The organism is Klebsiella sp. K4 (assembly GCF_014596785.2).
Lineage (GTDB): Bacteria > Pseudomonadota > Gammaproteobacteria > Enterobacterales > Enterobacteriaceae > Klebsiella > Klebsiella pneumoniae.
Map to the genome: position 1 here is coordinate 2,877,587 of NZ_CP115021.1, position 13,145 is coordinate 2,890,731.

Annotated in this window: 11 protein-coding genes; 7 read left to right on the top strand and 4 right to left on the bottom strand. The window is 59.0% G+C overall.

The genetic code is table 11. The features are described from left to right. The first annotated feature begins 43 nt into the window (after positions 1-43). The 6 genes from IB144_RS14375 (at position 44) to IB144_RS14400 (ending at position 6,347) form a co-directional block, all read left to right on the top strand. Positions 44-991 (top strand): LysR family transcriptional regulator, encoded by a 948-nt coding sequence (locus tag IB144_RS14375; protein ID WP_065888645.1) that lies wholly within the window; start codon positions 44-46, stop codon positions 989-991. A gap of 107 nt (positions 992-1,098) precedes the next feature. Continuing rightward, the gene (locus IB144_RS14380; protein ID WP_044244551.1) at positions 1,099-1,530 is read left to right on the top strand and encodes a MarR family transcriptional regulator; all 432 of its coding nucleotides are present in this window, start codon (positions 1,099-1,101) and stop codon (positions 1,528-1,530) included. After that, complete coding sequence (locus IB144_RS14385) at positions 1,530-3,182, top strand: MFS transporter (protein ID WP_002902967.1); 1,653 nt, start codon at positions 1,530-1,532, stop codon at positions 3,180-3,182. The genes IB144_RS14380 and IB144_RS14385 overlap by 1 nt, the downstream gene beginning before the upstream one ends. A gap of 28 nt (positions 3,183-3,210) precedes the next feature. Continuing rightward, entirely contained in the window at positions 3,211-4,296 is a 1,086-nt protein-coding gene (locus IB144_RS14390; protein ID WP_002902965.1) for an HlyD family secretion protein, read from the top strand. Beyond that, positions 4,293-5,672: an efflux transporter outer membrane subunit gene (locus tag IB144_RS14395; RefSeq protein ID WP_020804011.1), complete on the top strand. Its 1,380-nt coding sequence runs from the start codon at positions 4,293-4,295 to the stop codon at positions 5,670-5,672. The genes IB144_RS14390 and IB144_RS14395 overlap by 4 nt, the downstream gene beginning before the upstream one ends. Then, positions 5,673-6,347 carry an O-methyltransferase gene (locus IB144_RS14400; protein ID WP_074177851.1) on the top strand — a complete coding sequence of 225 codons (675 nt, stop codon included), beginning with the start codon at positions 5,673-5,675 and terminating at the stop codon, positions 6,345-6,347. It begins immediately after the preceding gene. 60 nt (positions 6,348-6,407) lie between these two features. Here the strand turns inward: IB144_RS14400 and hrpA are convergent, their stop codons facing one another. Continuing rightward, the gene (gene hrpA, locus IB144_RS14405) at positions 6,408-10,253 is read right to left on the bottom strand and encodes an ATP-dependent RNA helicase HrpA (RefSeq protein WP_231256438.1); all 3,846 of its coding nucleotides are present in this window, start codon (positions 10,251-10,253) and stop codon (positions 6,408-6,410) included. 261 nt (positions 10,254-10,514) lie between these two features. Between hrpA and azoR the strand changes: the two genes are divergently transcribed. Further along, entirely contained in the window at positions 10,515-11,120 is a 606-nt protein-coding gene (azoR, locus tag IB144_RS14410) for an FMN-dependent NADH-azoreductase (protein WP_002902889.1), read from the top strand. Positions 11,121-11,156: 36 nt separating this feature from the next. Here the strand turns inward: azoR and IB144_RS14415 are convergent, their stop codons facing one another. The 3 genes from IB144_RS14415 to paaX are packed head-to-tail and all read right to left on the bottom strand — an operon-like array spanning position 11,157 to position 13,108. After that, positions 11,157-11,567, bottom strand: a complete 411-nt coding sequence (locus tag IB144_RS14415) for a GFA family protein (protein WP_024940864.1) — start codon at positions 11,565-11,567, stop codon at positions 11,157-11,159. An 8-nt stretch (positions 11,568-11,575) separates the two neighbouring features. Continuing rightward, a complete protein-coding gene (gene paaY / locus IB144_RS14420) occupies positions 11,576-12,172 on the bottom strand; it encodes a phenylacetic acid degradation protein PaaY (protein ID WP_002902883.1) in 597 nt (198 codons plus the stop codon). A gap of 9 nt (positions 12,173-12,181) precedes the next feature. Continuing rightward, positions 12,182-13,108: a phenylacetic acid degradation operon negative regulatory protein PaaX gene (gene paaX / locus IB144_RS14425; protein WP_004194367.1), complete on the bottom strand. Its 927-nt coding sequence runs from the start codon at positions 13,106-13,108 to the stop codon at positions 12,182-12,184. Positions 13,109-13,145 lie beyond the last annotated feature (37 nt).

Consider the following 13,145-nt stretch of genomic DNA (forward strand, 5'->3'; position numbering starts at 1 on the left):
ACAATTAATCTATTCCGAACGCGGTGTTAGCTGGAAATTAACAATGAAAACCTTGCCCGATCTGCAACAAATAGAAATATTAATACTCATAGTGAAACATGGCAGTTTTCGTCAGGCCGCTAAAGCGTTAAACCTTTCCCCACCGGCCCTTACCGTCGCTATTAATCATCTGGAAGAAAAGTTAGGCGTGCGCCTGCTAAATCGCTCAACACGCAGTTTGTCATTAACCGCAGTGGGTGAGGAATTTCTTAATAATATAACGCCGGTGGTCAATGATTATCGCCGGGTGGTGGACAGTCTGAATTATCACCGTCTGACTCCGGAAGGCGTGGTGAAAGTTAATTTACCGCGCATTGTTATTGACCTGTTTTTTCAAGACTATTTTATCGTCTTTAAAAACGCCTGTCCCAATGTGACGCTCGAACTGTATGCCACCGATCGGAAAGTCAATATTATCGAGTCCGGTTTTGACGCCGGCATTCGCTATTCGCAGGATGTGCCCAAAGAGATGATTGCCATCCCCTTTGGCGAGAAACTATCGCTGATCCCGGTGGCCAGCCCGGACTATATACGCGAAGCCGGAGAGCCCGACACCCCGCAGTCATTAGTTAATTTCCGCTGCATTAACCGCTGTTTTCCTGGTGGTGAGAAGTACCGCTGGGAGTTTATTGGCCCCAGCGGCGAGCTTAGCGAGGTCGCGGTTAAAGGCGATCTGGTCGTCGATGCCGATAGCGCAATGATCCAGGCCGCGGAGAGCGGATTAGGCATCGCCTTTGTCTATCAGTCGCTGGTGACGCAGCAGCTGAGCGCGGGCAGCCTGGTCCATTTGTTACCCGACTACCGCTATCCTGCCGACCATTTTTGCGTCTACTACCCAAGCCGGAAACATATTCCCGCCCCCCTGCGGGCCTTTATCGCCTGGGTGATGGCGCAGAATAAAAATATCCTTGGTCAGCAGACCGCACGACACGGATCGCGGCCGGAAGATTAACTACAATTAACGTACATACCGTTAACCAATTTCTATCTTTCATCTTGAACTCCGGCGGTTATCCGGCATAAAATCGTTAGAGCTCTAACGATATTGACAGACGACCTATGGACAATCGACAGCTTACCTTCTCCCATCTTTTATACCTCACCGCGCACCACTGGCGGCTGGCGGTCAATCGTCGGCTGAAAAATCTCGGTCTCAGCCAGGCCAGCTGGGTGGCGGTAGCGTCCATCGCCCGCCACCAGCAGCCGCTGTCGCAAAGCGAACTGGCGCAGGAGCTGGGGGTGGAGAGCCCGACCATTGTGCCGTTAATCCATCGTCTGGTCGCCCTCGGACTGGTGGAGCGCATCACCACCGCCAGCGACAAACGTAAGCGACTGCTGGTGGTCACCGACAAAGGGAAGGCCCTCTATGAACAGGTCAAAACGGTGGCTGACGATCTGCGCGAAGAGATCCTGACGGCGATTACCCCACAGGAGCTGGAGCAAACCCAGCGGGTGCTGGAAAAGCTGTTGCGCGAAGTGGAGAAGAAATAATGCCCCGTCGCCAGGATAACCCCTACGCCCCGCATGACTGGGCGCCGCATGAAAAACCGGCTCTGCTCGGTTCGCCGTCGACGCCGCTGCACAGTCCGGCGAAACGCCTCGCCTACGGCGTGGTCGGTCTGCTGGTATGTCTCACCGGCGCGCTGGGCAACGCAGTGGTCACCGCCAACCTGCAGCTGCTGCAGGGTACCTTCGCCGCCTGGTCGACAGAAATCGCCTGGCTGCCGGCGGTATACGTGATGACCAACGTCTCCATCAACCTGCTGCTGGTGAAATTCCGCCAGCAGTTTGGCCTGCGCGCTTTCACCGAAGGCTTTCTGGTGCTCTATGTGCTGGTCACCTTTTTCCACCTCTTCGTCAACGATCTCAGCTCAGCGATGATGGTTCGCGCCGCCCACGGCATGGTGGCCGCGGCGCTCAGCTCGCTGGGGATTTACTACCAGGTACAGGCCTGGCCTGCGCGCCATCGCCTGAAAGGGCTAACTATCGGCATCACCGGCTCGTCGCTGGCCATTCCCCTGGCGCGCCTCTTTTCCACCGAACTGCTGCAGACCGATGAATGGCGCGGTCTCTACTTCTTTGAACTGGGCCTGGCGCTGGTGTCGCTGGCCTGCGTCATCGCGCTAAAACTGCCGCCAAGCGATCGTAAAAAAGTGTTCGAAAAAAAGGATTTCATTACCTTCTTTCTGCTGGCGCCCGGCATGGCGCTGGTGTGCGCCGTGCTGTCGCTGGGGCGGCTCGAGTGGTGGTTTGAAGCGCCGTGGATCGGCTGGGCGCTGGCGGCGGCGGTAATACTGATCGTCGCTGCGATTACCTTCGAGCATAACCGCAGCAACCCCCTGCTCAATACCAAATGGCTCTCCAGCGGCAGCATCGTGCGTCTGGGCCTGATTATGCTGTTGATCCGCATCGTGTTGGCGGAGCAGAACACCGGGGTCATCGGCTGGCTGCAGTACGTTGGCCTGCAAAACGAACAGATGACTAACCTCGCGTGGTCGATTTTCGCCGGTATTCTGTGCGGGATCATTGCCAGCTGTCTGACGCTCAACCCGCAGAAGCTCTACTGGCCGACCGCCACCGCGCTGGCGCTGATCATGATAGCCTCGCTGCTCGACAGCCAGTCCAACGCCCTCACCCGTCCGGAACAATTAATGTTCAGCCAGTTTTTACTCGGCTTCGGCAGCGCCTTCTTTCTGGCCCCGGCGATGCTCGCCGGGATTGGCGGCGTGTTTGCCGACCCGCGCAACCTGGTCAGCTTCTCGGTGCTGTTCGGCATGAGCCAGAACATTGGCGGGCTGCTCGGCTCGGCGATCCTCGGCACCTTCCAGACCTGGCGTGAGAAATTCCACTCCAGCCAGCTGGCGGACCAGATAACCACCCTGAACCCGCTGATCGTCGAGCGGCTGCAGCAGTACAGCCAGATGTATCAGAGCCAGATTGGCGACAGTACGCTACTCAACGTTCAGGCCACCACCCTGCTGCAAAACGCCGCGACGCTGCAGGCCAATATTCTCGCCTGGAATGATACCTATCTGCTGACGGCGGCGATCTCCGCCGGGACACTAGTGTGGGTTTTCTGGCGCTTAATTCGCTTACGACTGACTGCCCGTATCGCGTTGCAACGCGCTACCGGCAGCAAATAATTATCATCATTTCATCTCTGGAGTCGTTATGAGTCAGCAGGATGCGGCCAAACAACAGGCCAACACCCGGAATAATATTCGCGTGGTTTCCATTTTTACCGCCGCGGCGATAGGCCTCGTCGGCGTGCTGGTGATCCTCTACGCCTGGCAACTGCCGCCGTTCACTCGTCATAGCCAGTTTACCGACAACGCCTATGTGCGCGGGCAGACCACCTTTATTAGCCCGCAGGTCAACGGCTATATCACCGCCGTCAACGTCAAAGATTTCGCGATTGTCCAGCCGGGCGAGGTGCTGTTCCAGATAGACGATCGCATCTATAAACAGCGGGTTCATCAGGCCCAGGCTACCCTGGCGATGAAAGAGGCCGCGCTGCGCAATAACCTGCAACAGCGCAAAAGCGCCGAGGCGACGATCGCCAAGAATGAAGCCGCGCTGCAAAACGCCCGCGCGCAGAATCTGAAAATCCAGGCCGATTTAAAACGCATCCAGCAGTTAACCGCCGACGGTTCGCTGTCGATCCGCGAACGTGATTCGGCGCGGGCCAGCGCGGCGCAAGGGGCGGCGGATATTGAGCAGGCGAAAGCGGCGCTGGAGATGTCGCGCCAGGACCGTGAATCGACCATCGTCAATCGCGATTCGCTGGAGGCCGACGTGGCCAGCGCCAAAGCGGCGCTTGAGCTGGCGCAGATCGACCTGCAGAATACCCAGATTATCGCCCCCACCGGCGGCCAGCTGGGGCAGATCTCGGTGCGTCTTGGCGCCTATGTCAGCGCCGGAACCCATCTGACCTCGCTGGTTCCGCCGCAGCACTGGGTGATTGCCAACCTCAAAGAGACCCAGTTGGCCGAAGTACGCGTTGGCCAGCCGGTCACCTTCACCGTAGACGCGCTCAACGGCGAGACCTTCCACGGCAAGGTGCAGAGTATCTCCCCGGCGACCGGGGTGGAGTTCAGCGCCATCTCTCCGGACAACGCCACCGGCAATTTCGTCAAGATCGCCCAGCGCATCCCGGTGCGTATTACGGTCAACGACGGGCAAAACAACAGCGAACGCCTGCGGCCGGGGATGTCGGTGCAGGTGACTATTGATACCCGTGCGGAGAAACAACCATGATCCGCCCGGTCGCCCTTGCTATCGTTCTGGCGCTGGTCGGCTGTCAATCCGCCGATGTGCAGCGCGCGCAGCCGACCCTGACCATTCCTGCCGCCTGGCGGGCCGACGTTGGCCCGGCCAGCCCGGTGGAGGGCGTATGGTGGCGCAATTTTCATGACAATACCCTCAATCAGTATGTCGACCAGGCGCTGCGCTATAACAGCGATGTGCTGATCGCCCGCGAGCGGGTGAATGAGTATCAGGCGCGCGCTTACGCCGCCGACAGCAGTCTGTTTCCGTCACTGGACGCCAGCCTCACCGGCACCCGCGCCCGGACGCAGTCCGCCGCCACCGGCCTGCCGATCCACAGCACACTGTATAAGGGCGGCCTGACCGCCAGCTATGATGTCGATATCTGGGGAGCGAACCGCAGCGCGGCCAACGCCGCCGGCGCCAGCCTTGAGGCGCAGAAAGCCGCCGCCGCCGCCGCCAATTTGAGCGTCGCCAGCTCGGTGGCCGTTGGCTACGTCACGCTGCTGTCGCTGGATGAGCAGCTGCGGGTCACCCAGCAGACGCTAACATCAAGGGAAGACGCGTGGCGCCTGGCCAAACGTCAGTTTGAAACCGGGTATACTTCACGCCTTGAGCTGATGCAGGCGGATTCGGAGCTGCGGTCAACGCGGGCGCAGATCCCGCCGCTACAGCACCAGATTGCGCAGCAGGAAAATGCGCTCAGCGTGCTGCTCGGCGATAACCCTGGCGCGGTAAAACGCGGCGAGTTCGCCCAGCTTACCCCGCTGCGTCTGCCGTCGCAGCTGCCGTCCACCTTGCTCAACCGCCGTCCGGACATCGCTCAGGCCGAGCGCCAGCTGGTGGCCGCCGACGCCACGCTGGCCTCGTCGCAGGCGCAGCTGCTGCCCTCTATTAACCTGACCGCTACCGGCAGCCTGCAGGACCGGACGCTGCCGGATCTGCTGGACAACCCGCTGCGGCTGTGGAGTCTTGGCGGCAGTATTCTGGCGCCGCTGCTAAACCGCCAGGCGTTAAATGCCCAGGTGGACGTCTCCATGGCCCAGCGCAACCAGGCGCTCTATAGCTATGAGAAAACGGTGCGCAGCGCGTTCAAAGAGGTCAATGACAGCCTGGACGCCATCAGTCGCTATGGCGAACAGTTATCCGAGCTTCAGGAACAAGAGACCGTTGCCCAGGAAACCTTACGTATTGCACAAAACCGCTACCGTAACGGCTACTCTTCTTATCTGGATGTGCTTGATGCCCAGCGAACGCTGTTCTCCACCCAGCTTAGCGTGGTGCAGGTGAAGAACAACCTGCTGCTGGCGCAGATCGATCTGTACCGGGCGCTGGGAGGCGGCTGGTCTGACTCATCAGGGAGCTAAATGGGGAAGCGTCATATGCAACAACAGTGGTCGGCAGTAGACAATTATTTGATTAAGGCCTTAATTCCCGGCGATCCAGTGCTCGATCGGGTACTGGAAAACAACCATCGTGCCGGGCTCCCGGCACACGATGTCGCCGCCAATCAGGGTCAGTTTCTCGCCCTGCTGGTACGGCTAACCCAGGCTAAGCGGATACTGGAGATCGGCACCCTCGGCGGCTATAGCACCATCTGGATGGCGCGCGAGCTTCCTGCAGACGGCCAACTCCTCACCCTGGAGGCCGACGCGCATCATGCCCAGGTGGCGCGGGAGAATCTGCAGCTGGCGGGCGTTGACCAGCGGGTCACGCTACGGGAGGGACCCGCGCTACAGTCCCTGGAGTCGCTTGGCGAATGTCCCGCTTTCGACGTGATCTTCATCGATGCCGATAAGCCGAATAATCCCCATTATCTGCGCTGGGCGCTACGTTATTCCCGCCCAGGAACCTTAATTATTGGCGATAACGTGGTACGCGACGGCGAAGTGGTCAACCCACAGAGCGCCGACGAGCGCGTTCAGGGCGTGCGTCAGTTCATTGAGATGATGGGCGCCGAGCCGCGGTTGACGGCAACGGCGCTGCAAACCGTGGGCACTAAAGGCTGGGACGGCTTTACTCTGGCGTGGGTAAACGCTTAAGCGTGGACGCCTGACCAGTAGCCCCGGTAAGCGCAGCGCCACCGGGGACAACCAGCCAGGCTATGGGGTAATTTGCTCCATCGCCTGCAACACTCGCTTGTCCGAGATAGGATACGGGGTGCCCAGCTGCTGGGCGAAGAAGCTGACCCGCAGCTCCTCGATCATCCAGCGGATCTCGCGGACATCGTCGTCCTCACGGCGGTTCGGCGGTAGCTTATTCAGCCACTGCTGCCACGCCTGCTGCACGCTCTCCACCTTAAGCATCTGCGCCCGATCGCGGTGCGGATCGATAGCCATCTTCTCCAGACGCTTTTCAATCGCCTGCAGATAGCGCAGCGTATCGCCAAGACGGCGGAAACCGTTGCCGGTGACAAAGCCGCGATACACCAGACCCGTCATCTGCGCTTTGATATCCGACAGCCCCAGCGCCATGGTCATATCCACCCGGCCTTTCAGCCGTTTGTTGATATTGAACACCGCGGTGAGGATCTGCTCGACCTGTTTAGCGATCTCCACCACCGTGTCGTTGAGCTCGGCTCGCACTTTATCGTGCAGCTGACTAAAGCCCTCTTCCGTCCACACCGGACCGCCCGCCTCGTCGATAAGCTTATCAACGCCGCAGGAGATGCAATCGTCAATCAGATCCAGCACTTTGCCGTACGGGTTAAAGTAGAGCCCAAGCTTGGCTTTATTCGGTAGTTTCTCGTGCAGATACTTAATCGGCGACGGGATGTTGAGCAGCAGCAGGCGACGCAGACCGCGCCACATGGCCTGCTGCTGTTCCTGTGGATTATCAAACAGCTTGATGGCCACGCTGTCGCGCTCGTCCACCAGCGCCGGCCAGGCTTTCACCTTATAGTTACCGCGCTTCTGTTCGTAACTTTCCGCCAGGGTGCCAAAGCTCCAGATATGCAGCCCGCTCTGCTCAATACCGTCATCAGCGACCGCCGACAGCGTCTCCTGCACTTTGCCCTTCAGGGCGTCTTTCAACGCCTGCAGCGAGCGCCCTTCCTGCAGCTTCTTGTTTTTATCATCCACCACCCGGAAAGTGATTTTCAGGTGATCGGGCACCTGATCCCACTGCCAGGCTTCGCGGTCGATGGTCACGCCGGTCATCTTACGCAGCTCGCGCTCCAGCGAATCGAGCAGCGGCAGCTCGAGCGGCGCCGCCCGGCCAAGAAACGCTTCCGCATAGTTGGGAGCCGGGACGAAATTGCGCCGTACCGGCTTCGGCAGCGATTTTATCAGCGCGATAATCAGCTCGCGACGCAGACCAGGGATCTGCCATTCAAACCCGGCTTCCTCTACCTGGTTGAGCAGCGGCAGCGGAATATGCACCGTCACGCCATCGGCGTCGGCGCCAGGTTCAAACTGGTAGCTAAGCCGCAGCTTGAGGTTGCCCTGATGCCAGAAGTTCGGGTAGTCCAGTTTACTGACCTGCTCCGCCCCCTCTTTAATCAGCATGCTCTTTTCAAAATTGAGCAAGTCTGGCGTTTCGCGGCTGGCCTGCTTCCACCACTTATCAAAGTGGCGAGCGGAGATGACGTCGTGGCTAATGCGCTGGTCGTAAAACTCGAACATCGTCTCGTCATCCACCAGGATGTCGCGACGGCGCGACTTATGCTCCAGCTCTTCGATTTCCGCCCGCAGCTTCAGGTTTTCGCGGAAGAAGGCGTGCCGCGTCTGCCAGTCGCCCTCCACCAGCGCATGGCGGATAAACAGTTCGCGGCACAGCGCCGGGTCGATCTGGCTGTAGTTGACCTTGCGCGCGCCAACGATCGGCAGGCCGTAGACGGTGACCTTCTCCGTCGCCATCACCGCGCCCTGCGACCGCTCCCAGTGCGGCTCACTGTATGAGCGCTTGATCAGGTGCTGCGCTACCGGCTCCACCCACTCCGGCTCAATGCGCGCGGCAATACGCCCCCACAGCCGGCTGGTCTCGACCAGCTCCGCCACCATCGTCCACTTCGGCGGCTTCTTGAATAGACCGGAGCCGGGGAAGATAGAGAACCGCGCATTACGGGCGCCGGTAAACTCCTGCTTATCGGCATCTTTCATGCCGATGTGCGACAGCAGACCGGTCAGCAACGCAGTATGGATCTCGCGATATTCCGCCGGCTCACTGTTGATCGGCAGGCCAAGCTCTTTCACCACCTGGCGCAGCTGGGTGTAGATGTCCTGCCACTCGCGCACGCGCAGATAGTTAAGAAAATCGACCCGGCACTGGCGGCGGAACTGATTCGACGACAGCGCCTTCTGCTGCTCGCCGAGGTAGTTCCACAGATTGACGAAGGCGAGGAAATCAGACTCTTTATCGTGGAAGCGGCGATGTTTTTCGTCAGAGGCCTGCTGTTTGTCCATCGGCCGCTCGCGCGGGTCCTGGATCGACAGCGCGGAGGTGATGATCATCGCTTCCCGCACGCAGCCGTGCTTCTGCGCCTCCAGCACCATGCGCGCCAGACGCGGATCCACCGGTAGCTGGCTGAGCTGGCGGCCCAGCGGGGTTAGCTTATAAGCCGTTGCCTGCGCATCGGTGGTGATGGCGCCCAGCTCTTCCAGCAGGCGTACGCCGTCCTGGATATTGCGCTTATCCGGCGCTTCGACAAACGGGAAGGCGGCGATATCGCCTAAGCCCAGGGCGGTCATCTGCAGGATGACCGACGCCAGGTTGGTGCGCAGAATCTCCGGGTCGGTAAATTCCGGGCGCGACAGGAAATCGTCTTCTGAATAAAGACGAATACAGATCCCTTCCGAAACGCGGCCGCAGCGGCCCTTACGCTGGTTGGCGGACGCCTGGGAAACCGGCTCGATCGGCAGGCGCTGCACCTTGGTGCGATAGCTGTAGCGACTAATACGCGCAGTACCGGGATCGATAACGTACTTAATGCCCGGCACGGTGAGCGAGGTTTCCGCCACGTTGGTCGCCAGCACGATGCGCCGCCCGCTGTGCGGCTGGAAGACGCGGTTCTGCTCGCTGTTGGACAGGCGGGCGTACAGCGGCAGCACTTCGGTATGGCGCAGATCCAGCTTATTCAGCGCATCGGCGGTATCGCGAATTTCCCGCTCACCGCTCATAAAGATCAGAATATCGCCGGGCCCTTCGCGCCCCAGTTCGTCAACCGCATCAAAGATCGCCTGTAACTGATCGCGCTCGGTATCGTCCGCCTCTTCCACAATCGGCCGATAGCGCACTTCCACCGGGTAAGTCCGCCCGGAGACTTCGATAATCGGCGCATTATTGAAATGCTTTGAGAAACGTTCCGGGTCGATGGTCGCCGAGGTAATGATGATTTTCAGGTCCGGGCGGCGCGGCAGGAGCTCTTTCAGATAGCCGAGCAGAAAGTCAATATTCAGGCTGCGCTCGTGCGCCTCATCGATAATGATGGTGTCGTACTGCATCAACAGACGATCCTGCTGGATCTCCGCCAGCAGGATACCGTCGGTCATCAGCTTAACCATGGTGTTTTCGCTGACGTGGTCGCTGAAGCGGACTTTATAGCCGATGCAGCCGCCCGGCTCGCTCTGCAGCTCTTCGGCAATACGGTTGGCGACGGTTCGCGCGGCCAGACGACGCGGCTGAGTATGGCCGATGAGTCCTTTCAGCCCGCGGCCCAGCTCCATGCAGATTTTGGGCAGCTGGGTGGTTTTACCCGAACCGGTCTCCCCGGCGACGATCACCACCTGGTGATCGCGTACCGCCTCGAGAATCTCTTGTTTTTTCTGGCTAACCGGCAGGTTTTCCGGATAGGTGATGGCCGGGCGCGCCGCTTCGCGCAGCAGGACTTTACCGGCTGCCTGGCTTATCTCCAGCGCCATCTCCTGCAGAATGGCCTGTTGCGATTCAGGATTTTTAACCTTCTTCACGCCGTGCAGACGGCGGGCAAAGCGCGTTTTGTCGCGCAGCATCAGGCCGTCGAGCTGTTGATAAAGCTGGGGGAAGGTGATTTTTTGTTGTTCTGTCATAGCGTTATCGGGCAGAGCTCTGCCGGGAAAATCTCTTTTGAAGTATTGCCTTAGAGTACCACATCTGTGTCATTCGTGCCTTGTTCAAAAAATCTGAACATAGGATTCGATATATTGCGCTATCTCTGTGGCGCGATTGTGAATACAGTGTCAACAAGCACCAGGGCATTGACCCGTCAATCACATTAAAAAAAGGAAACACCCATGAGCAAAGTATTAGTTCTGAAATCCAGTATTCTGGCAGGGTACTCACAATCTGGTCAGCTTTCCGACTATTTTGTTGAACAATGGCAGGAAAAACACCCTGGCGATGAGATCACCGTGCGTGACCTGGCCGCCAATCCGATCCCGGTTCTGGATGGCGAACTGGTTGGCGCCCTGCGTCCGAGCGACGCGCCGCTGACTCCGCGTCAGCAGGAAGCGCTGGCCCTTTCCGACGAGCTGATCGCCGAACTGAAAGGCAACGATGTGATTGTTATCGCTGCGCCGATGTACAACTTCAACATCCCGACGCAGCTGAAAAACTATTTCGACCTGGTGGCTCGCGCCGGCGTCACCTTCCGCTACACCGAGAAAGGGCCGGAAGGTCTGGTAACCGGTAAACGCGCGGTCGTCGTTACCAGCCGCGGCGGTATCCATAAAGATACTCCGACCGACCTGGTCACCCCATACCTGTCCACCTTCCTCGGCTTCATCGGCATCACCGACGTGAACTTTGTGTTCGCCGAAGGTATCGCTTACGGCCCGGAAGTCGCGGCCAAAGCGCAGTCTGACGCGAAAGCGGCCATCGACAGCGTGGTTGCAGCCTAATATTTCACTCCTCTCGCTTCCTGCGGGAGGAGAGTTTTACTTTTTCTCGTAGCGTAAATACCCCACCACGCCTCCGCCGCCATCTTTTGGATGATTCACGCCGTCGTTGACCTCCACGCAAGGGAAATCGAAAGGCGAAACGCCGTCAATGCAGGCCACATTCACCCCATACTGCTGTGGGTTTGATCGCCGTTGATGAAAGGTGTAGATCCCGCATACCGAGCAGAAAAAGTGCACGGCTTCCCCTGTATTAAAGCGATACTCTGTGAGCTTATCCCCTCCGCGTACCACCTCTATTCCTGAACGCGGCGAAGAGACCGCGACCGCCCCACGCATGCGACAATATGAGCAGTTACAGCGCCGAACGGTGTTGAAGCCGTCGCTGAGTTCCACGGTAAACGCCACCGCACCGCAGTGACAATGAGCGGATAATTTCTCTGCCATAATTTTACCCCTCAGGTGGCGGCTTTTGGCCGCAGGTTTTCATCAAACGCCAGCCGCTTACGCCCTGCTTCGACTTCCCGTAATGGCTCCACCTGGTGCAGCGTCTGCTTACAGCGTTCCACCAGCGCCTGGTATTCACGGGTACCTTGTTTTTTCCACGCCAGCTCCTGTTCGCTCAGGGTGCGAATCGCTTTTGCCGGGCTGCCGATAATCAGATGGTTGGCGGGCATCTCGGCGTTGGCTTTGACAAAGGCCGAAGCGCCGACAATGCTGTTTTCGCCAATGACCGCCCCGTCGATAATCACCGCACTCATGCCCACCAGCGCGTTGCGGCCAATCACGCAGCCGTGCAGAATAGCGCCGTGGCCGATATGGCCCTCCTCTTCCACCACCGTATCCTGGCCGGGGAAGCCATGCATCACGCAGTTATCCTGAATATTGGCGCCGTCTTTGACCACGATGCGCCCGAAGTCGCCGCGCAGGCTGGCGTTGGGCCCAACATAGACCCCTTTGCCGAGGATCACGTCGCCAATCAACACCGCGGTCGGGTGAACGTAACTCTCCTCCGGCACCACCGGCGTCAGTCCATCAATCTGATATATCGGCATGCAACCTCCTTATGCGCCCGGCAAACCGCCAAAGCGCTGATAATAGAGCGGACCCGGCACCGGGAGCTCGCCCACCGAGCTCTCACCTTTCTCGCTGACGAACGCCAGCGCGCCGGGACTCACGCGTTGATAAATATTGATACACAGCTGGCGGGCGGTTTGCCCTGCCCAATGCGCCGGCAGGAGCTCTTCCGGCAGCAGCGGGTCTTTGAGCACCACCCGGCGATAGAAATGGATAAGGAGCAGTTGGATCTGGAAACAGCGATCCGGCGTCAACTCTGACGGGTCGCAGTCGCGCAGCAGCGGCAGTAGAGGTCGGAACAAGGCGATAAACGCCTCGTACATCTCATTTTGTTCGGTGAGATGCCAGCACTCCTCCACCCGGCTGCGCAGGGCCGCTCTGGAGAGCGCCAGCGGCGAATGGGCTTCAAAACAGATGACGTTTTCGGCGACGCCCGCTTCGTGGAGCAGAGACTGGACATCGGCCAGCTTTTGCGACGGCGAGGCCAGCAGGCTCGGCGCCAGCGCGCCAAACCCCTGCCACAGCAGCTGCTTTTTAACGTCGGCGAGCACATTTTTCTCCAGGCCTTCCGAAAGCAGCAGCAGCCAGGTACCGTCCCATTCCGGGGCACTGGCGCGATAAATTTTATGCTCCGCGCGCCGGGTCAGGCGCAGCCCTTTATCACTCAGGCGATAGAAGCTGCGCCGGCCGATGCGGACAACATCAAGCCACTCTTCTTTATTGAGGCGAAACAGCGCGGTGCGTACGAAGCGCTCGCCGAAGCCTAATCCTTCCAGCAGCGCCGCGACGCTGCCCAGCCACACTTCCCCACCGCGTTGTAATAAAGCGTCGCCATACAGCGAGGCAATTAATGACGTGCCGCTGATGGGCATCGCCGTCACCGCTTGTTGAATAAAGGCGTCGAGTTTACTCATCTGATTCATTCTGTTGTTATATTTTTCCTTTATGAAT